The organism is Bacillus sp. FSL W7-1085 (genome assembly GCF_038595035.1).
GTDB lineage: Bacteria > Bacillota > Bacilli > Bacillales > Bacillaceae > Bacillus > Bacillus altitudinis.
In genome coordinates, this window is record NZ_CP152000.1 from 398870 (window position 1) to 423394 (window position 24525).

Sequence of the window (24525 nt, forward strand, 5' to 3'; positions counted from 1 at the left end):
TCATATGAAACCATCAACCATTAACCAAACGAGTATACATGAATCAATGGATGCGATTTTACAAGATGTAAAGACAACCATTTTACAAACCAACGAAATCGAACGCTTCGCTGTTTTTTCACGTGAAAAAACCATTCGACCGCGGCCGTATCACCTCTCTCATTTATTTCTCGACAAGCACATTGAGCAGGAGGCCGCAGCGGAAGCGATACAGACGCAAACGGCTGTACCTGCTTTGGCCGACATGCCACCCGCTCTTTCCTATGGAGGGGATCTCGACGTCACACAAGGCGCACAGACCTTACAGGAAGTCTTAACAGAGGCTGCAAAAACGACAAATGGGCTTACGTATATCGTGAATAGCAAGAACGAACTCACACAATCTTATGCACAGTTACAAGGAGACGCCGAGAGGGTTCTGACTGGTTTAAGGGCACTGGGGCTTAAGGCAGGCGATCCTGTTTTCTTTCAATTCTCATCGAATCATGCCATGGTCACTGCCTTTTGGGCATGTGTATTAGGCGGATTTGTTCCAACGCTTGTGTCGGCTGCCCCAACCTATCGGGAGATGAATGCTGCAGTGAAGAAGCTTCATCATGCTTGGAAGCTGCTCGAGCATCCACTCATCCTAACAGATGACTCACTGATCGAGGAGGTGCAAGGGTTAGCCTTATTGTGGCATACAGACCAATTACGTGTCGCAGCAGTTGAGCCGATGCTGACATTAGAAAGAGATACAGCCGCTCACCCTGCCGCGCCGGATGATTCCGTCTTCTTTATCTTAACGTCTGGAAGTACAGGGATGCCAAAGTGTGTAGAGCATTCCCATAGAAGTGTGCTGGCGAACGTCAAAGGAACAGTAGCAGCGAATCAATTTACACAAGAGGATGTCTCGTTAGACTGGATGCCTTTAGATCATATTGGTGGCATTGTGATGTTCCATCTTGTCAATGTGTACACAGGCTGCGAGCAGATTCGGGCAAGAACAGATGACTTTATCGCTCAGCCGCTGCGGTGGCTTGACTGGATGGACCGCTACCGTGCAACGAAGACGTGGGCACCTAACTTTGCATTTGCGATGATCAACGATTATGAGAAAGAGATTTCATCAGGGTCTTGGGATCTGTCGGCGATGACCTGCATGATCAATGGGGCAGAGGCGGTCGTTCCAAAAACCATCCACCGATTTCTACACCTGCTTGCTCCGCACGGCTTAAAGGGAGATGTGATTAGACCGGCTTTCGGCATGTCTGAAATCTCATCAGCGGTTGTGTTTTCCTTTGCGATTGAGCGTGGAGATGAAAACAGCGGGGTTCTGACCTTTGAGGAAACGTCGCTGACAGAGCAGCTAAGACCAGCAGAAGCACGTGAGACAGGAACCGTCAGCTTTACAGAGCTGGGCAAACCGATTCCAGGTATCACGATACGCATCGTCAATCATCAGCATGAGCTTCTTCCAGAAGATCATATTGGCCGTGTGCAAATAAAAGGCCCAACCACCATGAAGGGCTATTACCGGAATGACGAAGCGAATCAAGAAGTATTTCAAGTGGATGGCTGGTTTCACACGGGTGATTTAGGTTTCCTGCACGAAGGAAGGCTGACACTAACCGGTAGAGAAAAAGACATGATTATCATCAACGGGAAAAACTATCACAACTATGAAATTGAAGCCATAGCAGAGGAAGTACCGGGAGTAGAAACGAGCTTTGTGGCTGCTTGTTCCGTCCGAATGGAGGCTTCTGCATCCGATGAACTGATTCTCTTTTTTACACCGAAGCTGTATGAGCCGACTTATATTATGAGGGCAAGTCAGCACATTAAATCCCATATTGCAACAAAAATGGGCTTGTCTGCATCTCGCATCATTCCTGTCCAGAAGCATGCATTTCCCAAAACAAGCTCTGGAAAAATAGAAAGGGCACAGCTCAAGACAAGATGGCAAGAAGGCGAATTTGATGAAATGATCATGGAAATGGACATGAGACTTGAAAATGAACATACCTTGCCTGATTGGAGTTATCAAAAGAAGTGGATACCAGCTCCACTTGATGCAGCTGACAAGCAGATCGTAGGGGACGTTGTGATCTTTGCAGATCCATTAGGACTGGCAGATCAATTGAAATCTTTTGCAAACAGTGAACAAACATACATTACGGTTGAACCGGGTCAAGCGTTCAAACAACTCACACACACTCACTTCATCATCCACCCGAATCGGCCGTCTGACTACGAACAACTCTTTGAGACGCTCCGTTCGTATGGCGTTTCGGTGAAACACATCATTCACCTTTGGAACTATACAAACCAAGAAGACAAGCTTTATGTGGCCAAGGCGAAACAAGCGCAGAAAACGGGCAGCATGAGTGCATTATTTTTAACAAAAGCCATTTCCGTCTATGAGGAGCAGGTGGCCATCACTTTTGTCTCAGCCCATGCGATGAATGTGCCGGAGGATCATATCCACGATGTAGAAAAAGCAACGACAGCCGGACTGATGACAGCAGTTCAGCATGAATGGCCGTTTATCAAGGTGCAATGTCTTGATTTTTCACTAGCAGAATCGGTATCTAGTCATTCCCATGCAATGGCGATTATGGCAGAACTCACGCATGACCAAGACCGTCATGTCGCTGCTTATCGTCAAGGTGTTCGTTATATTCCCTTTTTAGCACCTCTTCATTTGGAAAAGGAACAGAAAAGGAAAGAGCCGCCATTTGAATCATCTGGGCTTTATGTCATAACAGGCGGGCTAGGCGGAATTGGACGTTTAGTCAGTGAACACCTACTGACATCTTATCAAGCACATCTCGTGTTGCTTGGAAGGAAAGAGAGACAGGCACTTTCTAGTGACCAGCAAGAGACATTGTCTTTGCTAGAAAAGCAGGCAAAAGTGCATGGCGGCAAGGTTCTTTATGAGAAAGCAGACATCACGGCTGAAAAAGAGGTGGAAGCGATCATCTCTAGACATGAGGTCGCTGGAAATCAAAGGCTGGATGGCATCATTCATTTCGCAGGTATCATTCAAGAAGAACTACTTGCTGATATGACATCTGTGTCTCTGAATGACATGTATGAAGCGAAGGTATATGGAACGATTGCGCTTCATGAAGCTGCCTCCAAACGCAGGAATGTTTTATTTCTTTCCAGCTCGTCAGCCCGAACGCTAAAGGGCGGTATGACTGTCGGCGCTTATTGCGCTGCCAATGAGTTCGTGGAACAATTTGCTCATTATCAGAAGCTGACATCTACAGTGAAGCCATATTGCTTTAGTTTCAGCATGTGGGACGAGATTGGTATGAGTGAAGGCTCCATGATAAAAGGCATGTTAAAAGAAAGAGGTTATCTACCAATTTCAAAGCAGGCAGGCTTCCAAACGATGCTCGCATGTCTGATGACAGATGCTCCGCTCATTTATGCGGGATTGGATCGATCGAAGAAAGAGATTCACGAGATGATCCATGCGGATGCGGAGATGCAAACAGAGCAGACCTTTTACGTCTTTTTCAAAACGGATCAAACAAAGGCGGTGGAAGAGCGGCTTTATCAATCGATTCATACATGTTTACAGTCCCGTCTATCTGGTGAATATGCCGTACATTTGTTTCCTGAGGAATATTGGAAAGAAACAGAAGATGGATCGCCAGACGAGGCATATTTTCATGAATTAATAGAGGAAAGCGGAATGGATGCAGACAACAGAGCACCTCACACAGAAACGGAGAAACTGCTCGCACACATTTGGTCAGAGCTGCTCGGTGTCTCAGATGTCAACTGCGGCGATCATTTCTTTCTACTAGGAGGTCATTCGCTGAAGGCGACGCAAATGCTGTCTGCGGTTAGACAAAAAACAGGGTTTGACGTGCCGCTTGCTGTGTTGTTTGAACATACGAGACTCGGAGAATTAGCAGACTGGATCGATTCAAATGCCAAAGCAGATGAAGTGATTCCGATGAGAAAAATGGAGAAGGGTCAGGAAATTCCGATGTCTTATGCCCAGCAAAGACAGTGGTTCCTCTATCAATTAGAGCCGTATCTGCCATTTTACAATAATACGATTTCGTTTCGGATGAATGGGCCTTTAGATATCAAGGTGCTTCAGGAAAGTCTGCATCATATGGTGGAAAGGCATGAATCGCTCAGAACGTCCTTTACGATGAGCGGGGATGAACCGGTACAGGTCATTCATGAACAGATGGCCCTGCCAGAGCTTGAGGTGATGGACCTTTCAGGCATAGCGTCACAGGAAGAGAAAGAACAAAAAGCGACTGAATGGGCGAAAGAAGAGGCATCCACACCTTTTCAATTAGAACACGAAGCGCTCTTTCGAGTGAAGCTGATTCGACTTTCATCCGCAGAGCATATCTTGCTTATGTCCATTCACCACATCGTGTCAGATGGCTGGTCGATTGGCATTGTTGCAAGAGAATTATCTGAGTGGTATACAGCGGCGATCGAAGGGCGAGAGCCTCACTTGCCGGCACTGCCTATTCAATATGCGGATTACGCACTGTGGCAGAAGGAGTATTTGACAGGAGAACCATTGCGTAAGCAGCTTGCCTATTGGAAGGAGCAGTTTGCGGCACCTGTTGAAGATTTGGTATTGCCGTATGATCATCCGCGGCCGGCCGTTCAATCCTACAAAGGGAAGACGAAAACATATCAACTGTCGAAGTCACTGTCTGAAAAGATTGATGAGCTATCTAAGAAAACAGACAGCACACTGTATATGACCTTGCTGTCGGCTTTCTCTACCCTTTTACATCGATTGTCTTCACAGGATGAGTTTGTCATTGGCTCGGTCATTGCTGGGAGAAATCGAACGGAAATGGAGCATTTAATCGGCTTTTTCGTGAATACATTGGCGCTTCGGATCGACCATAGCGGGAATCCAGCCTTTACGGAATTATTAGAGCGAGTGAAGGAGACAACTGTCGGTGCTTATGCACACCAGGATGTGCCGTTTGAGATGGTGGTCGATGAATTGAATATTGTGCGTGATGCCAGTAAGCAGCCGCTGTTTCAGGTCATGTTTGTTCTGCAAAACTTACCGCTGGAAGCATCTCCAATGGGGGAGGCGACGTCGGTTTTAACCATTGAAGATAATGATACAGCGAAATTTGATCTCTCCCTGTTTGTGTTTGAAGGAGCTGAAGGTCTTCAGTTAAAACTTGAGTATCAAGCGGATTTATTTTCTGATGACACGATGGAGCGATTCCTCGCATACTACGAGCACCTGCTTGAAAGCATTTGTGAAAATCCAGCGCAGCCGATCAGACAAGTGAATTTCCTGCCAGAGAAAGAAAAGCATCAATTGCTCTATGAATGGAGCGGAAAGACTGATCAACCAAAAGGTCCGCTGCTTATGACGGAACGATTTGAAGCGCAAGTGAAAAAGACACCTCATGCAGTGGCGCTCGAATTCCAAGGAGATGAGTGGACGTACCAAGAGTTACATGAAAAAGTCGATCGACTAGCAGCCTATTTACAGCAACGAGGCGTGACGCCGCATGAACCAGTTGGACTGCTCATCGACAGATCGCCTGAAATGATTCTTGGGGTGCTGGCCATTGTGAAAGCAGGAGGGGCTTATGTGCCAATTGATCCTGAATATCCAGATGCCCGCATTGATTATATGCTGAGAGATACAGGGATTCAGCTTTTACTGACAAAAAATGAATGGCTGAAAAAAGTATCCATCCATCAAACGGAACTCATTTGTCTTGATCAAGGGTATGAAGAATTTTTACCAGAAGCAGAGGTCATGCCCGCTGCACTAAGACCTGATGGACTTGCTTATATCAATTACACATCGGGGTCAACTGGACAGCCAAAAGGAGTACTGATCCCGCATCAAGCGGTCGTCCGGCTTGTGTGTGAAACAGACTATGTCACCCTTAATGAACAAACGCGCATTTTACAAATCGCCAGCTTCTCTTTTGATGCTTTTACGTATGAAATATGGGGTGCCCTTTTAAACGGGGGAAGGCTCATACTGACGGATCGAAATACCATTTTATCAATGGATACATTAGCGGAAGCACTAAAAACTTATCAGATTACAACAGGGTTCCTGACTGTGCCGCTGTTCAACCGTTTAACAGAAGAGCATCCAGAAGCTTTATCTGGACTTCATGCATTATTGGTCGGCGGAGATGCCTTATCAGCCGCTCATATCCGAAAAGCACTACCATATTTGCCTGAAGGGCTTTTAAATGGTTATGGACCAACAGAGAATACAACATTCTCCTGTGTGCATCACATTCGGGCACTGGAAGAAGATCAGGCGACGGTCCCGATTGGACAGCCTATTGCTTATTCACAAGCTTATGTATTAGATGACCAAATGCAGCCAGTTCCGCAAGGCGTCATCGGCGAAATTTATGTTGGCGGCACAGGGCTAGCACTTGGTTACCTTGGAGATGAAGAAAAAACAGCATCATCATTTATCCCGCATCCTTTCCAAGAAGGAGCGCGTTTATATAAAACAGGCGATATGGGCCGTTGGCTGTCAAATGGCATCATTGACTGTCTTGGAAGAATCGATCATCAAGTAAAAATTCGTGGACACCGCGTGGAATGTGGAGAAATTGAAGCCGCTATGCTGACATTTGATGACATCACAGAATGTGCCGTTATCCCGCATCAGCATGAGAGTGGTCATAAGCGATTGATCGGTTATTTTGTCCAAAAAGGCGGCATGACCACGCAAGACATTCGCCAAAACTTAAAAGACATTCTGCCAGATTATATGGTACCAAGCCTATTAATAGAGCTGGATGAATTACCGCTCACGCCAAATGGCAAGGTAGACCAAAAGCGTCTTCCGCCGCCAGAGTGGAGGCAAGAAGAAGTAGAAACAGCCATTGACAAAGCAGCTACTGAGGAAGAACGTGTGTTAGAAAAAGTGTGGTCTCAGCTGCTAGGCGCTCCTTCTATTGGCGTCCATGATAACTACTTTGAGCTTGGCGGAGATTCCATTATTGTCATACAAATGGTGGCACGCTTAGCACAGGAAGGCTACGTCATCCAGCCGAGAGATGTATTTGAAAAACAGACCATCTCACAACTCGCACAAGTGATGAGAAAGGCAGAGGCCTCTACGGTCTATGATCAATCACCTGTGACAGGAGAGGTTCGTCTTCTCCCGATTCAATCTTGGTTCTTTGAGCAATCGATGACCAATCAAGATTATTGGAATCTATCGGCGCATATTGAAATGAAGCGATCTGTTCCACATGAACAGTTAACACAGGTTCTTTCAAAACTGGTCGATCATCACGATATGCTGAGAGCTATCTATACAAAAGAGGCAGATGGCACATGGATTCAAACCATTCGTGAGCCTGGTGTCACACCATGTGTCACATTCTTTGATGTGACGGATGTATCTCAGGAAGAAGCACGGGAACAAATCCGCTTGGAGACAAGTGCCTGTCAAGGAACATTGTCATTAGAGCGCGGAGAAGTGATCAAAGCGATTCTTTTTCATACAGGTGAAGACACGTCTGAGCTCTTTATTGCTGCACACCATCTCGTCATGGATGGCATATCATGGCGCATGATACAAGAAGATGTACTAAATGGATTGAAACAGCTTGCTACGGGGCAGGACATCATATTTGCGAAAAAAACCGCCTCCTATAAGCAGTGGGCAGATGCCTTATATGAATATGCACAAACAGATCAATTACAAGCGCAGGCCTCTTTTTGGCAAAAAATCAAGGATCAAGAGGAAGAAGGTTCTCCTTTCCAACTGCCTGCGCTTTCTAATATAGAAGAACATGCAGAGATCCTGTCGGTTCAGCTCACAAAGGAACAAACAGATATGTTACTTAGACAGGCCTCACAAGCATACCGAACAGAGATTAACGATTTACTGTTATCAGGCCTCACGCAAGCCATTGGAAAGCCAATGCTCATCACGTTAGAAGGGCATGGACGCGAGGATTTATTTGAACAGATGGATTTGTCACGGACAGTCGGCTGGTTTACAAGCTCTTATCCTATTTTTATTCCTTTTATACAAACCGATGTTGCAAGACAAATCAAAGACGTCAAAGAAACCTTACGAGCTGTGCCGCAAAAGGGAATCGGCTATGGTTTGCTTCAATACATGACAGAATCTCGTTTACTCAAAACGGTAACGCCGCAGATGAGTTTCAATTACCTCGGTCAGTTAGATCAGGCAGATGGCGAAGCCAAGCTTTATATAGCAGACGAACGAAATGGACATGTTCACGATCCGAAAGCAGAAAGACAGCATTTGATCGATGTGTATGGATATGTTACAGATGGGCAGTTGCAGATGAACTTTATGATCAATCGGGAACTGCTGCAAGATCAAGAGGTGCGGTTGTTACCTGAACGTTTTAAAGAAAAAATGGAGATCATCTTGACGCATTGTGTTGAAGCGAGCGGCGGCTTTACACCATCTGATTTTCCGATGGTTCAGCTTACGCAAAAGCAAATAGATGAACTTCCAGACAATGTAGTCGATGTGTATCCGCTGTCTCCAATGCAGCAAGGAATGCTGTTTCATGCACTGCTAGATCAAGCCTCACAAGCTTATTTTGGTCAGGTGCATATGACGCTCCAAGGCTTAACAAACGGTGATGCCTATGAACAAGCTTGGAACCTTCTTGTAGAACGTCATTCGATTTTGAGAACAAAATTCGCTTGGGAAGGGTTGAAGGAGCCTGTTCAGTTCATTCAATCAGAAGGAAGCATCCACCTCACTCAGCACGATGTGCGCCACCTGAGTGATGCGGAGCAAGAAGAGACAATCGAACAGTTTTTAGTATCTGATCGTTCAAAGGATTTCAATTTAGACCATATAGATGAACCGCTGATTCGGGTTGCTTTATTCCGTTGTGATGAGGAAAGATGCACGTTTGTCTTTAGTTTTCATCACATTTTAATCGATGGCTGGAGTTTGTTCAGTTTTATTCAGGAATCTTTTGCGCTGTATCGCTCTCTTGTGGACGAGCGAGAGATCAGTCTTTCTACAGTCCGTCCATATAAAGATTTTATCGAATGGCTGAAGAAGCAGGATCAAGAGAAGGCGCAAGAATTCTGGCAGCGTTATATGTCAGGCGTAGAGGAAGCGACACCGCTTCCAGGAGACGGCGAAGAACATGCTTCAGACCAAGAAGCAAGCATGGCGCAGTCCAGCGTCAAACTGACGCCAGAGATGCAGCAGAGGCTGGAGAAGATGACTGGCAAGCAGAAGGTCACGATGAGCACACTGATTCAATCAGCGTGGGGACTGCTCTTGCACCTTCATTCGGGCGCAGAGGATGTCATATTTGGGGTGACCGTATCTGGCCGGCCAGCCGACTTACCAGAAGTGGAAAGCATGACAGGGCTCTTTATTAACACATTGCCGCTTCGTCTACCGATCCATTCGGACTGGACGATTGCGCGTTTGCTCGCCCATACACAGGAAACCGTTTTTCAGATGAGAGAATACGAGTATACCGTATTGCCAGATATTCAGCAGATGACGGAAATTCCAAATGGAGAGGCATTGTTTCACAGCATTGTCGTGTTTGAAAACTATCCGATTGAGTCCATTGAGCCGTATGGCGTACGCATTTTAGACATCGCCAGTCATGAAGAAACAAATTATGACTTAACCCTTGTCGCAGTGCCGGGAGATACGCTGGAGCTTCGGATCACATACAACTTAAATCAATATACAGAAAAGCAAATACAAACGCTGATGCAGCAGCTGATTCACACACTTGAAGCCATGACAGAACAAGTGGATACGCCGCTATCTTCCTTCACCATTGTGACAAATGAGGAAAAAGAACGGATGATCAGTGATTGGGCGAAAAACGCACATGTCAGCGTGCTATACCCAGACCAAGAAGAAGTTTATGCAGGCGTACATGATCCTGCCTATGAAAAGGAAATATATGTCCTGAATGAAGAACATCAGCTCATGCCGATTGGATTTTCTGGAGATATTTTTATCGGCGCCAAAGAGATCAAAGCACTTTTTGGAGAGCTAGCCGATTGGATGGAGGCGCATAAAATTCCGCATCCATTCAAACATCAAACAGGCGAATATCTTTATCCGACAGGGGATGTCGGCGTTTGGACGGAAGAAAGCAAGATTCAGATTTTGGATTGGATGTAGGAGGAGAAGAAGAATGCTAGTTAGTAGACGAAAAGGAAATGCAGCAAATCATATTGTCAGGATCAATGGAAAACGAATCGATCTCAAAGCATTAGAGAAAGTCTTCATGCTTCACTTTCCACTAAAGGAATGTGCGCTCATCCCGAAGAAAAATCAAGAAGGAGGCCTATCGCTTGTGCTGTTTGCACAGGCGAAGGACCCTTCGTTGACAAGAGAGGATATGATGAAAGGCCCGCTTCATCCTGATGAAGTGCCAGCCGCACTCGTCCTCGTCCCTTCCTTGCCGCGAAAAGAAAGTGGAGCGGTCGATACCGAGGCGCTGCTTGCCATTGATGTACTAGATGAAGAGGAACGAAGAAAGATAGAAGAACGCACGAAAGCCATAGATGGAGTAGAGGAAGCAGCCGTTTTGATAGAGAGTCAGACAGAAAAACAAACACCCTATCATTTAGATGACCTCTTCCCAGATAGACAGCGTACAAATGGAAACGAATCGTTTTCAAAAGATGAAGTCAGTCAAACCATACAATCCTCCGTACAAGAAAAACCACCAGCTCTTGTTTATGGAGGTGATGTGATCAGAAAACCAGGTACACCAGTCACATTGACAGAGGTATTGATCCGAGCCGCCTTTATGTCACCAAATCGCGGAGTCACGTATCTCAAAGAAGGCGGTCATGAAGCGATCCAGACTTACCCGGAATTACTCACAGGAGCGGAACGTGTCCTATCTGGATTAAGGGCAGCCGGACTTTCAAACGGCGATCAAGTGCTGCTTCAATTGAAAGATCATCAAGATTTTATCACAGTATTCTGGGGCTGTATTCTCGGTGGAATCATTCCAACCCCAGTCTCTGTACCACCTGTGTATGATGAAATGAATCAAGGTGTGAACAAGCTCAAGGGCGTATTTCAGCTTCAAAATGAGCCATTCATTATTACAAATGAAGCGAGTGCTGAGGACATTGCAGGGCTGCGAGAAACGTTTGAAGCAAAAGCGATTCCGATTTTAACAATCGAAACATTACTTGCCTGTGACCCAGATGAACAGCATTATGAACCAGAGCCGGATGAGCCTGTGCTTCAGCTGCTGTCCTCAGGAAGTACGGGTGTGCCAAAGTGTATCCGGCACAACCATCAAAGCATTTTATCTAGAATCATTTCCTTTGAGCAGGCAAATGGTTTCACGCATGAGGATGTATCAATGAACTGGATGCCGCTTGATCATGTAGGGGGCATTGTCATGTTTCATGTCCATGATGTCTACCTCGGCTGCCAGCAAATTAGTCCATCCATTGATCAATTTATCGAACGGCCGATGGTGTGGCTGGATTGGGTAGAAAGATACGGTGTCACAAGGACGTGGGCGCCAAACTTTGCCTTTGCGATGATGAATGAATATGAAGACGACATTCGCAAAGGGAGCTGGGATCTCTCCACCTTGACCTATATCATGAACGCCGCCGAAGCAGTTGTTCCTAAAGTGACGCAGCGTTTCATGCACATCATGGGTGAGAACGGATTAAGCCGCCATGCGATGGTGCCGGCTTATGGCATGTCAGAAACATCATCAGCCATTGTCCAGTCAAAAGAATTCATGCGTCATGATGATCAGGGTGGACAACTGACCATTGATCAGACCACATTAACAAGTGAGATTCAGTATGTGACGCACGATCATCCGCACAAGATGACTTTTACAGAAGTCGGTGCACCAATCCCTTCTGTATGGATTCGGATTGTAGACGAGCATCACCAAGTGCTGCCAGAAGATCAAGTCGGCCGCTTGCAGGTGAAGAGTCCAACGATTATGATGGGCTACTATCAAAATGAGGAAGCCAATGAAGAAGTATTTGCGGAAAACGGCTGGTTTCATACAGGAGATTTAGGATTTATTCATGAAGGGCGCCTTGTCCTCACAGGACGAGAAAAGGATATCATCGTCATCAACGGAGCGAACTATTTGAATTACGAAATTGAAGCCGTTGTGGAAGAAGTTGAGGGGGTTGAAGTCACCTTTGCCGCTGCGTACGGCATTTACAATCCCGAATCAAGTAATGACACACTCGCCGTCTTTTTTGTCACGCAGAAGGATTCGATAGAGGATCAAATCACAATGATTCAGCAGATTAGAGAGAGCATCATTCGCAAAATGGGAATCGAACCTGACCATATCATTCCGGTGAAAAAAGACCAATTTCCGAAAACAGAAAGCGGAAAAATCCAACGTGCCCAACTAGGTGCGGCACTGAAAGATGGGGTATTTCATGACATTGAACGTGCACTTGATCTTGCTTCGGAAAATGAACAAACCCTCCCAGATTGGTTCTTTAAACGTATTTGGGTAAAAGAGAATATCGGTCCATCCCAGCCAGTATCCACTGATCATGTACTCGTATTTGAGGATGAAAAAGGGCTTTATCAATCGCTTTATACACAATTTGAACAAATGAACCTGCCTTATGTTTCTGTGAAAAAGGGTTATGAATTTTTACGCCTGTCAAAAGGGATGTATCAGATGAACCCTCGAATCAAGGGGGATTACGTCAGGCTTGTGGCGGCGCTTGAAGCCGATGAATTAAAAATTGACCGTATGCTCCACTTGTGGAATGTATCAGACAAGGAGATGATTGCGAGCCCTGCGCAGTTCAAAGAACTGAATGCAAGCACTAGCCAATCCATTTTGTATTTGTATCAAGCATTGAGACAAGCAAATAAAGAGCCGATGCGTCTCGTTGTTGTCACAAAAGGTGGTCAATTTGTAAAACCGCAAGATGAGCTTCATGTGGAGAAAACGTCTCTTGCCGGATTATTAAAAACCATCCCGCAAGAATGGGAAGGGGCAGAAGTGTCTCACCTTGATATTGAAGCGGAGAATGTGGAACAGGATGCCAAGCATATTACGGATGAACTAGGTGCGATTCATTTGAAAGCAGAAGTGTCTTACCGGCATGGCCAGCGCCTCGTACCAAAGCTGGAAAAAGTGAATATGATGACGGCACCTCAGACAGAAGGGTTTTTAGAATATGAAGGCTTGTACTTGCTGACTGGCGGGCTTGGCGGTATTGGATTTGAACTGTCTAAGCAAATGCTCCAATTTGGCTTGAAGCTCGTGTTAATTGGACGGACATCCCTTGAAGAAGACAGAGAAAAAGAGGCGTCATTCTCACAACTTAAAGATATGGGAGACGTTCTTTATGTACAAGCCGATGTGACGAATTTATGTGACGTCGAGCGGGCGATTTATGAAGCAGAAAAGCATTTCGGACAGTCGATCCGAGGAGCGCTTCATTTAGCCGGTGCTGGCAATGTATCTGAGCACTTTCAGCATGTGGATACGTACACACTGGCTCATACAACAGAAGAAGATTTCGTCAAAGAACTTTCAGGGAAGGCAGATGGTGCTTGGGTGCTGCAGGAAGCTTTCAAGCATGACCCGTCAGTTCCACTCGTCTTTTTTGGATCAGTGAATGGCTTTTTTGGCGGCACCACATTTGGCGCATATTCTGCGGCGAACAGCTTTTTAGATGGACTCGCACATGCTCTTACCTATCATGAGGGAAGAAGAGCGATTTCGTTGAATTTCAGCATGTGGGATAATCTTGGTTTGTCTAAGGGACATACTGGGGCTGCGCTAACCGTTCGCAAGGGCTTTCAATTGATTGGAAAAAAACAAGGACTCCATTCATTATGTCTAGGTGTTCGGCTGAATGAAGCGCATCTATTTATCGGCCTAGATGGGGCGAATCAAGAAATCGCTGAACATCTTCAACCAGCACCAATCCCGCATTTTGAAAAGAAACTGTACTATACGGTGCAATCAGGCAAAGAAGTGGATGCTGACAAGATCACAGACATCATAGAGGGGAAATGGGACATCAGGCAAGTGGAAGATATACCGAAAAAACAAGATGGCTCTATTGATCATGAAGCCCTCAAACAGTTCCATCACAAACACGCACAGCCGTTTGAAAAGCAATTGCCAGAAACGAAGACAGAGCAGGTGCTTGCGGCCATCTGGGAGGATATTTTAGAAGTCGATCGTGTGTACAAAGAGGATCAATTCTTTGACCTTGGTGGACATTCATTAAAGGCCACTCAAACGATTTCTCGTATTAATCATGAGTTTTCAATAAAGGCACCGCTAAAAATATTATTTGAAAGCAAGAATCTGGCACACTTGGCACAAATGGTCGATGACATCAATGGAGCACCAGCTATTCAGGAAGCCAGCATTCCAAAGCTGGAAAAACGAACAAGCTATGAACTGTCACACGCTCAGCAGCGGATTTGGTTCTTATCTACATTAGAAAAGAGCCATCATTACAATATATTAGGTGCTTGGAAGCTGATGGGCCAATTACACATCCAAACGTTAACAAAGTCGATCGGTCTCTTAACAAAACGTCATGAAGCACTGCGCGCAACATTTCAAACCATTGGCGGCAAGCCGGTTCAAGTCATCCGTGAAGATCTTCCGCCATCAGTAATCGTTGCGAATTTCTCATTATTTAATGAAAAAACAAGAGCGAGAAGATTGGAACAGCTGATTCAGCAAGAGGCGAACCGCATCTATGACTTAGAACGGGGACCGCTTGCACAATGGACAATTGTTGATATAGGGAAAGAGGAATATTACTTGCTTTGTGCGCAGCATCATATCATTTCCGATGCATGGTCGCTCAGCCTGCTTATTCAAGAATTAGAAGTCGTGTATGGTGCGCTATTATCAGAGAAAACGCCTGAGCTACCTGCACTTGAGATTGAATGGACCGATTATGTTCATTGGGAGAATGAGCAATTAAAGAACCACCATGAGGCTCAGAGCTATTGGCTAGAAACGTTACAAGGAGAGTTGCCGGTATTAGAGCTCCCGTTTGACCGTCCTCGTCCGCCGGTTCAAACATTTAATGGGGCTACAGAGCAAATTGTGATAGATGAACCGCTTGTTCGTCGTTTACATGCCTTGTCGAGGCAGCAGGGGACAACACTATTTATGACGATGTTGTCAGCCTATTATGTCCTGCTTCACAAGTTGTCTGGACAAACAGATGTCATTGTTGGATCGCCGATCGCTGGCCGTGATGTCGAACAATCAGAGAAGCTCGTCGGCATGTTTGTCAATACGTTGGCGCTGAGACAGGACGTTTCAAAAGCCGATACCTTTGCCGATTTACTGGAAAAGGTGAAAGAAATGACGTTAAAAGCCTTTGAGCATCAGCATTATCCATTCGACAAGCTTGTAGATGACCTTTCAATTGATAGAGACCTAAGTCGTTCACCGATCTTCCAAGTCGCCATGGGGTATGTCACTGATTCGCTGGATATCAACCTAAAAGGACTGACATCGGAACAAGTGATGGTCCATCATACCATCTCTAAATTTGATCTCACCTTGCATGTATTTGAGCAGGAGGACAAGCTGTCTATCCATGTGGAATATAATACGGATTTATTTGAGCAAGAAACGATCCACCGTATGATGAATTATTATCTCAATCTGTTAGATGGCATGACGGCTCAGCCTGAACGGACATTTGCTGACTTTTGCGTCATGGACAAAACAGAACAGAATGCCATGATCATAGGGAAAAATCAGACTGACACGCCTTATCCAAAGCGTACGCTGCAAGAATTATTTGAAGAACAAGTGCAGCGTGACCCGCACCGGATTGCTGTATCCTATATGGAAGAGCATATGACATATCAAGATTTAGACGAGAAGGCGACAAAACTGGCTGCCTATTTACAGTCAAAGGGCGTTGGACCAGGTTCACTTGTCCCGATGCTGTTTGATCGTTCGTTTGACATGATGGTCTCAGTTCTAGGGATCGTCAAGTCGGGTGCTGCTTATGTACCGATGTCACCTGAGTATCCAGATGCCCGCATCGGTCTGATCGTTCGCGATACACAAAGCGATATCATCTTAACCCAGTCGCATCTGATTAATCGTTTAGACGATCTGAGCGGCACAAAGATTGAAATGGACAAGCCATTACCAGAAACAGGCGCAGTGTATCAAAGGGAAAAATCGATTGTAGGAGAAGACCAGCTTGCCTATGTTAACTACACTTCAGGCTCAACAGGCACACCAAAAGGCGTGATGCTTCCTCATGCAGGAGTGGTCCGCTTAGTGAAAGAAACAAACTATATTGAGCTTGGTTCAGAAGATAAAATGCTTCAGCTGTCTAACTATGCATTTGATGCCTTTACCTTTGAATTATGGGGAATGTTGCTCAATGGCGGTCAGCTGGTTCTAATCCCGAAATATGCTGCTCTGAATATGGACGAATTAACTCGTTTAATCAAAACGCATCAAGTCACAGCCAACTGTTTGCCAACTGCATTATTCAACCGGCTGATTGAGCATGATCCAAAAAGTGTGGCTGGATACCGTACATTACTCGTTGGCGGAGAAGCCATGTCTAGTGAGCATGCACGAAAGGCATTGCCACATATGAAGGGTGTGCTGATCAATGCTTACGGTCCAACAGAAAACACAACATTAGCGACCACTTATCAAGTCACACACGTACCCGAGGATGCAAGATCAGTGCCAATCGGTGTGCCAGTCGCCAACTCAACGGTTGTCATACTAGATGATCATCTCAATCCAGTACCAACAGGCGTCAAAGGAGAAATCTATATCGGTGGAACAGGGCTGGCGAAGGGATATTTGCATGACCCAGAGCGTACGCAGGAGCGGTTTATTGACAATCCATTCCCGGCATTAAAAGGGGACAAACTGTATCGTTCCGGTGACCTAGGGAAATGGCGGTCTGATGGTAGTATTGAATACCTTGGCCGAAAAGACAACTTGGTCAAAATTAGAGGCTACCGAATTGAATGTGGAGAAATTGAGACAGCTCTGCTCAAACACCCACAAGTAAAAGAATGTACCGTCATTGCTAAAACGTACGGCAGCTCAAAACGGCTGGCAGCCTACCTTGTCACAGATGGGGGAGAGCCTGTTCCTGGATGGAAAGCATTTTTACAGGAAAGCCTGCCAGGCTATATGATTCCAAGTTACTTTATCGTACTTGACGCAATTCCTGTCACAACAAATGGGAAGGTCGATCAAAAAGCATTGCCGGAGCCGACAGACGCAGTCTCTTCCTCACATGAAGACGATCAACCGGCAACAGAAACCCAGCAGCTGATTGTGACAGCTTTCAGTGAAGTGCTTGGTGTCAAACGAGTAGGAATTCATGATTCATTCTTTGATTTAGGCGGAGATTCCATTATGAGTATTCAAGCCGTTGCCAAATTAAAAGAAAAAGGTGTCCGTGTTGATCCGAAATGGATTTTCATGCACCCAGCGCCAGCGCAGTTAGCGGCATATTTGGACACAGTGCCAGAAACAGGCGAGCCTGTCGAAAGAGCGCCGAAAGACTATGTGATCGAGTTGAAAAAAGGGGATCCGGCTGAACCGAGAATTTTCTTTGCACCGCCTGCTGGTGGAACGGTGATGGGGTATATCGATGTGGCCAAGCTCATGACACATGAAGGAGCTGTTTACGCCTTGCAGTCTCCAGGCTTGTATGAGGATGAAGAACCACAATTCCTTCATTATACAGAGCTTGTCACCATTTTTATTGAAGCCATTGAGACATTCTATCGACCAGGCATTGATTATTTGGCAGGGCATTCCATGGGCGGACATCTTGCTTACGGAATGAATCAGAGACTCTGTCATGCAGGAAAAGCGCCAAAAGGATTGATCATTTTAGATACGGTTCCGGTATTAAGAGATGAGGCAGATCAAGCGCTTCATGCCGATATGAACGAAGAAGAAGTGAAAATGCTGGCCCTCGTCCTAGGTATGGGGAACCTCGTCGGCATCAAACCAGAAGCATTACAAGGGCTCAGCTTCCAAGAAGTGAAGCAGAAAATCCTCAAAGAAGCAGAAAAGGATGAAGTCGTTCATCAATTTATGAATGATCACTATTTAGATAAATACTTGCAAATGCAGACTCATAATACCATCATGTCACAAGCCATTGAATTAGAAAAAGACCCATTCTCTGTGCCGTTTTATATTATACAAAGCAGCGATCACGCCACAGATTTCCAGAAAAAATTTGCCGATTGGGAAGCTTACACGAGAGAAACGTGCTCGTATTATCAAATAAAAGGCGACCACGTGACCATGATGAAAAGACCGCAGGCAGATCAACTTGCGCAGATTCTTGAAACGATCGTAAAGGGGTAAGGACGTATGAACCAATTATTTAAAACCTTTGAAAAAAAATCAGATCTCATTCAGCTTATTTGTTTTCCTTTTGCAGGCGGATATTCCGCCTCTTACCGTCCGCTCTTTGAACAGCTGAAGGACACGGCCGAAGTGACAGCAGCAGAGCCTCCGGGTCATGGAACGAACCTCATGCCGCTTGAAACAAGCATTGACCGGCTGGCTGAATTGTATAAAGAAGGACTGACAGGCAAATTAAACCGTCCATTTATTTTGTTCGGACATTCCATGGGCGGACTTGTGGTGTACAGGCTGACTCAGTTGCTAGAAAGGGAAGGCATCGATCCGGCAGCAGTTGTCATTTCTGCCATTCAGCCGCCGCAAACAAAAAGACAAATATTGACCCATTTATCGAATGAAGCATTTGTTCAGCATATTGCTGAAATGGGCGGAATTCCAAAAGAATTGTTAGAGAACAAGCCAATGATGGATTACTTTACACCATCCTTACGTGCCGACTATCAAGCATTAGAATCCTTCCAGCACACAGACAAAACAATCATTCAATCACCCGTTTATTTATTGAACGGAAAGCAAGATAAGAAATGCATGGAAGACGCAGACGGCTGGCTAACATGGGCAAATGCCATCGAACGCACTGATTTCGAAGGAGGCCACATGTATATCAACACACACCTCGAGCAGTTCGCAGAACATATGAGGCATGTCATTGAGCAGACAACAAAAAGGCAATTCATCAGCCAATAAAAGAAAACAACGGCCCCGTCAAACGAGGGCCGTTGTTTTCTATAGCTGAATATCATTTTAAACGCAGAGAAACTGCTATTTAGGATAACGTTTCAAAGAATCTTTTTTCAAGCTGACCTTCATCAAATATTTCTTCGGAAGGTTTTTTTTCTGAATGAACGATTTGTCCTTCATTTATAAAAAGGATCTCGTCACATAAGTTAGCGGCAAATTGCAGGATGTGTGTAGAAAGAATGATCGTTTTATTTTGAGCCTTAAATTCTCTTAGATGTCTTTTCATAAGTGTCATATTTGCTGGGTCTAGACCGGTAAATGGTTCATCTAATAAGATAATAGCTGGATTGTGTAAGGTGGTTAATATAAAAGAAATTCTCTGCCTCATCCCTCGGGATAGAGAAGAAGAGCGAATATGGGCTTGTTTTTCAAGCCCATATTTTTCTAATAAATGTTGAATCTGTTTTTTATTTAACGGTTGTTCAACTAACATGGATTGATATTTAATCAATTCGAAGCATGTTAAGTTTTCAAAAAGTGTTGGATCATCTTCCATGTAACCGACAGTTGAAAAACCATTTGCTATATCCTTTTGTATGATCAATTCACCTTTATCTGGTGTGATCAACCCCGCGATTATTTCAAGAATGGTTGTTTTTCCAGCACCATTTTTGCCTAATAATCCAACAATTGAGCCTTTATGAAAATGTAATTCATGAATTGATATTTTGAAGTTGGACTCTGTATATTCCTTGATTAGATCATGAATTGAAAGCATACAATCCCTCACTCGAATAATGTTTTAACTGATTTGCAGTTTTTGTTAATCGTTTTATCCCAAAATAAAAACATGATGACGATGATGATCACTGTACAAACAATCATGATCGTATTTGCCGCAATAAAAGAGGCTAGGTTATATGAGGACATAACGGATAAGCCTAAAATGAAACTGAAGCAAAGGTTTAATGTTAATTTGCTCAGTGTGCTAGGAACTTGATACACATACTCCCATTTAAAATAAGGAAATAGAACAGTAGAACCAACTGTGCATACGCCTATTAAAACGCTACTAACTAACAAAGTAAATATCACATAAAAGGGGTGATCTACATTTATTGTAAAAGTAGAAAAGATAGCATATACAATACAAAAAAACATATGTAATAAAACGGATAATATCAACTTAGAGTTTATTTTGTTCTTTATAAAGTGAGGTAACCTATGTTTTAAAGGAATAATGGGACCATCAACATCAAAAGAGACATAAGATTGAAGGGCGTTAGAAATAAAAATCATAGGGAATATCACACTAAAGATAAACAAAAAATCATTTTCTATATTCAGTGTTTCGATTTGGTTTGTATGAACACCATACAGAATGAGAGTAAATAGACCACCAGATATTGTTAATATAAATAGTAAAACCGACCATTGTATTGGAGGGTTTCTCAAAAGAAGGGTGATTTCAAAAAATAAAATATGATCGAAAGATCTTGATGTTGTGTTTTGATGATTTCTATCCTTCTCATCTGAATGGAAGATAGGCGTATATCTAAGGTTCTTTTTCCAATTGATTAACAAAATAAGACAAGTAAGAAAGATCAAAGCAGCAAGCGTAAGCACCAATTGGTTAGAAAAAGGAATAGAAAATAATTCGAATTTAAAAACAAAAAACATCCAAGAAGCAATGATCCCAGTGGTGATGTATTGAATCATGGGTGTGATTGAAAAGAATCTAGGTCTAGTAAGAAGTAATAATAAGTTCAATCTAAGTAAATATCCGAATAATAACGAGCTAATGCCTAAGGCTCCAAGAATAAAAGAATGATACAAAGCATGTGTGTTTAAAATCATGCAGAAAGAACCTAAAAAAAAGCATATAAAACCAATCATGACACCGAAAAATTTACTCATATCTTTCCCAAAAATATATTGATCCATATTCAATTTCAGGATGGCCATTTGTTTTTTATCTGAAGAAAATAAGATTCGCATAAGACTTTTATCAAGGTGAATCGTTGTTAAAAAAATGAAAAATGAGATGTAGATGATTGATACGTTTTTGATAAAAAACGCAAGCAGTCCACCTAGGAAGAGTGGTGCTAGTATGTAGTTCATCACAAATAACACATATAAATAAGGTCTGTTACGTTGATAGCCTCTTAACTCGTTGAGGATCAATATCTTTGTATATACTATAAATATATGCACTCATAACACGTCCATTTTAGTTTGTATAATAAGGAAAGGTTCTCCCTCCTTATTATACAAAAAAATACAAGACAATAAATGGTTTTGTTGTTAGTTTTGTCTAGTTCTTCTGTGTTGAATTCCCCTTCCTCACCACATTCCCGCCAATCACTCCGCCAATGACGAGCACAGCCCCGATGAGGTGAACCATATCAATCGTTTCATGTAAAATAAGCACGCCAGCGGCAATGGTAATGAAAGCAGAAAGATTGTTAAAGATACTCACCTTTGCTGCTTCAAGGTGGGAAAGAGCATAGTTTGATAAATACGCTGTGAGCAGTGAAGAGAGAATGCCTAAAAAGAGCATAGACCATACAAAGGATGGCTGCGTAAACGGACTAAAAAACTGCGGTAGTGTAGCATTTACCGAGTGCCGAATGAGAGCAGCAGCATTAAAGAAGACAAATCCAAAGAATGTCATCACGAAAGTCAGTTCAATGACATGGAATCGCCGTGTCATCACCCTGGCAAATACGCTATAGGCACTGGATGATAAGGCTGAAAGTAAGATCAGCACATAACCAATGAGATGAGAATGTTTCACATCAATTCCCTTCACCACAAAGAGGAGCATCACCCCGGACACAGAAAGAATGGTAAACAGCACCTGGATCGAGGTAGGGCGTTCCTTTAAACACCATGCTGCAAGCACCATTGTCAAAATAGGGATGGTCGCCTGAATAATGCCGGCCTCTGATGAAGAGGTAAACATCAGCCCCCACACTTGAAATGCAAAAAACAACACAGGATAAAGCAAGGAAAATGGCACAATGTAAATGAGATCACGCCATTGAATGGAAAAACGGTACTTTTTTCGTAAAAATGGAAATAACAAAAGAGCGGCTGCGAAAGAAACAGTAAATCGGTGTGCTAATACATCAATTGGATTCGCTGATGCTAAGGCCACTTTGACAAACAAGAATGAAAAACCAATAATACAGGCGTATGCGATCGAAGCAGCATACGCTTTTTGTTTTGACATATCCATCAGAATTCTCCTTACAAGAGCATGCATGCTTCAGTTGAATTGACCGGTTCTGTCTTTTTATCGTAAACGGATCAAGTAAAGTGTACAATAAGAGTTATTGATATCTGTACCGGTACAAGGAGGGTAGTACTGTGAGGAAATATGATCAGCTTGTGTTGAATATAAAAAACAAAATCGAGAGCGGTGAATACAATGCTGGAATGAAAATTCCATCCATTCGTCACTTAGCGGCTCAATATGCTGTGAGCAAAAGCACTGTCATAAAAGCACTAGACACATTAGAGCGTGAACACTTGCTGTACTCTGTAGAAAGAAGTGGCTATTTTGTCGTGAAAACCAATCAGTCAGCCGTTAAGAAGGGCAGCACATGGATTGATTTTGCTTCCTCAGCGCCTGATCCCATTGTGTTTCCATATGTCGATTTTCAGCACTGCATCAATCAAGCGATTGATCTGTATCAAAATGATTTATTTATTTATGGCACCACCAATGGATTACCATCTTTACTGCCAATCATTTCAAAGCGTTTAACGGATTATCAAGTGTTTGCCTCTCCAGAACAGATCGTCATGACTTCTGGTATTCAGCTGGCTTTATCGATTTTAAGCACCATCCCGTTTCCGAATGGAAAACAGACCATATTGGTCGAACAGCCAGGCTATCACCTATTCCTCCAATACTTAGAGAAAAACCAGCTACCTGTCCGGGGGATTCAGCGGACGGAAAACGGACTCGACCTTCAGGAATTGGAGCGTATCTTCCGAGAGGGTGATATTCGCTTTTTCTATACGATGCCAAGATTTCAAAACCCGCTTGGAACGAGTCTGTCGAAACAAGAAAAAATAGCGATTGCAGCCCTTGCCGAAGCATATGATGTCTACATCGTTGAAGACGATTATTTGGCTGATTTAGAATTCGATACAAAAAGAGACCCGATCTATTCATATGATCAGGCGGGGAAAGTCATTTATTTAAAAAGCTTCTCAAAAATCATTTTTCCGGGGCTTAGAACAGGTGCTGTCGTCTTACCAAACGAGCTGATTGGCCCCTTTAGTGAACATAAACGGCTTATTGATATCGACAGCTCGATGCTCTCGCAGGCTGCTTTAGAAATTTATTTGAAAAGCGGGATGTTTGAGCGTCATAGAGAAAGGATGCAGGCGACCTATAGAGCTCGATCCAAACAACTTGTGGCCTGTTTGAAAAATGATCAAGGCGCTTATGAGCTGGGGGAAGAGGAGCCAGCTACCCATACCCACGTTCGTGTCGACCGGTCCATTCCGATGAATCAGCTCATTCAGCAGCTAAAAAAGGCTTCTGTGATGGTTCAGCCGATCGACCGCCATTTCATTTCTACTTATCAAAAGGAGCCTATACTTCAGCTGAACATTTGGCATGTAAAAGAAGAGGAAATCGCACGAGGCGTCGATTTGCTAAAGTCATCACTTCAACAAATCACACGTTATTAAGGCGAGATAGCATGTTCTCACAAGTGAGTATATCGACGTGCTCAGCCGCAGCAGGTTTTCTTGTACAAACCGCCATTTGGTAGGCAGGATCAAGCGAATATGTTTGGACAACGCAAGGGGCTTCGTGATCAGGTAATCTCAAAGTAGCCTGTCCATCCTCTGACAAGCGAGCGGTAAAGGATGAAAGACCATAGGATATTCCCTTCCCTGTCAGCTTGATAAAAGCCTCCTTCATGGACCATAAATGAAAGAAATAGGCTTCCTGCCGTTCTGCCGGCTGTGAGAGTAAATCTTGATATTCGTCAGCTGAAAAAAATCGTTTGGCAATGGCTAAATCAATCGGTTTAATCTCTTCAATATCAATGCCAACAGGCGCATCATCTACTGCGCCCACGACCCAATCACCAGAGTGAGAAAGATTAAAATGAAAAGAAGGAATTTGCCGGACAACAGGCTTTCCATTCCCTTCTGTTTCAAAAATGATCTGTTCCATAGGCAGTGCGTACATCTCATGAATGATGTGACGAATCAGTACCTCACCTAAAAGCGTTCTTCTTGCATCGATCAAAAAACGAAAGCGCTCAGCGGCGGCGCGTTTTTCAAGTGATACAAAAGGCTTCAGCTGTTCTATTTGTTTTCGTGCATTTCTATCATCTAAAGGTTGTAATTGAATAGCGAAAATCTTCATAAAGGACCTCAATTTTTTACATTTATT

Annotated in this window: 8 protein-coding genes; 4 read left to right on the forward strand and 4 right to left on the reverse strand. The window is 43.9% G+C overall.

Annotated features, from left to right (window positions below):
- Positions 1-4 precede the first annotated feature (4 nt).
- Genes MKY11_RS01990 through MKY11_RS02000 form a run of 3 tightly spaced genes read left to right on the forward strand, consistent with a single transcriptional unit; the run spans position 5 to position 19106 of the window.
- Positions 5-10147 carry an amino acid adenylation domain-containing protein gene (locus tag MKY11_RS01990; protein ID WP_342501783.1) on the forward strand — a complete coding sequence of 3381 codons (10143 nt, stop codon included), beginning with the start codon at positions 5-7 and terminating at the stop codon, positions 10145-10147.
- Between the two features lie 13 nt (positions 10148-10160).
- A complete protein-coding gene (locus MKY11_RS01995; RefSeq protein ID WP_342501784.1) occupies positions 10161-18359 on the forward strand; it encodes an amino acid adenylation domain-containing protein in 8199 nt (2732 codons plus the stop codon).
- A 6-nt stretch (positions 18360-18365) separates the two neighbouring features.
- Positions 18366-19106, forward strand: coding sequence for an alpha/beta fold hydrolase (locus MKY11_RS02000; RefSeq protein WP_138278091.1), 741 nt, complete (start codon positions 18366-18368; stop codon positions 19104-19106).
- A gap of 79 nt (positions 19107-19185) precedes the next feature.
- On the opposite strand, the gene MKY11_RS02005 is transcribed toward MKY11_RS02000, so the two are convergent.
- From MKY11_RS02005 to MKY11_RS02015, 3 genes are all read right to left on the reverse strand, one after another.
- Positions 19186-19878 (reverse strand): ABC transporter ATP-binding protein, encoded by a 693-nt coding sequence (locus tag MKY11_RS02005; RefSeq protein ID WP_212361711.1) that lies wholly within the window; start codon positions 19876-19878, stop codon positions 19186-19188.
- 8 nt (positions 19879-19886) lie between these two features.
- Positions 19887-21221: a hypothetical protein gene (locus MKY11_RS02010; RefSeq protein ID WP_249855975.1), complete on the reverse strand. Its 1335-nt coding sequence runs from the start codon at positions 21219-21221 to the stop codon at positions 19887-19889.
- A 193-nt stretch (positions 21222-21414) separates the two neighbouring features.
- On the reverse strand, positions 21415-22341 hold the full coding sequence (locus MKY11_RS02015) for a DMT family transporter (protein WP_060811887.1): 927 nt from the start codon (positions 22339-22341) through the stop codon (positions 21415-21417).
- A gap of 131 nt (positions 22342-22472) precedes the next feature.
- Here MKY11_RS02015 and MKY11_RS02020 point away from each other — a divergent pair, with 131 nt between their 5' ends.
- Complete coding sequence (locus MKY11_RS02020; protein ID WP_342501785.1) at positions 22473-23810, forward strand: PLP-dependent aminotransferase family protein; 1338 nt, start codon at positions 22473-22475, stop codon at positions 23808-23810.
- Here MKY11_RS02020 and MKY11_RS02025 read toward each other — a convergent pair.
- Positions 23797-24498 (reverse strand): 4'-phosphopantetheinyl transferase superfamily protein, encoded by a 702-nt coding sequence (locus MKY11_RS02025; RefSeq protein WP_035704395.1) that lies wholly within the window; start codon positions 24496-24498, stop codon positions 23797-23799. The two genes, MKY11_RS02020 and MKY11_RS02025, sit on opposite strands and share 14 nt — an antisense overlap.
- Between the last annotated feature and the right edge of the window lie 27 nt (positions 24499-24525).

What these genes read in the sequence shown, in the direction of transcription:
- MKY11_RS01990 (WP_342501783.1), top strand. Translation starts at nt 5, where the DNA reads ATGAAACCATCAACCATTAACCAAACGAGTATACATGAATCAATGGAT.
- MKY11_RS01995 (WP_342501784.1), top strand. Translation starts at nt 10,161, where the DNA reads ATGCTAGTTAGTAGACGAAAAGGAAATGCAGCAAATCATATTGTCAGG.
- MKY11_RS02000 (WP_138278091.1), top strand. Translation starts at nt 18,366, where the DNA reads ATGAACCAATTATTTAAAACCTTTGAAAAAAAATCAGATCTCATTCAG.
- MKY11_RS02005 (WP_212361711.1), bottom strand. Translation starts at nt 19,878, where the DNA reads ATGCTTTCAATTCATGATCTAATCAAGGAATATACAGAGTCCAACTTC.
- MKY11_RS02010 (WP_249855975.1), bottom strand. Translation starts at nt 21,221, where the DNA reads ATGAACTACATACTAGCACCACTCTTCCTAGGTGGACTGCTTGCGTTT.
- MKY11_RS02015 (WP_060811887.1), bottom strand. Translation starts at nt 22,341, where the DNA reads ATGGATATGTCAAAACAAAAAGCGTATGCTGCTTCGATCGCATACGCC.
- MKY11_RS02025 (WP_035704395.1), bottom strand. Translation starts at nt 24,498, where the DNA reads ATGAAGATTTTCGCTATTCAATTACAACCTTTAGATGATAGAAATGCA.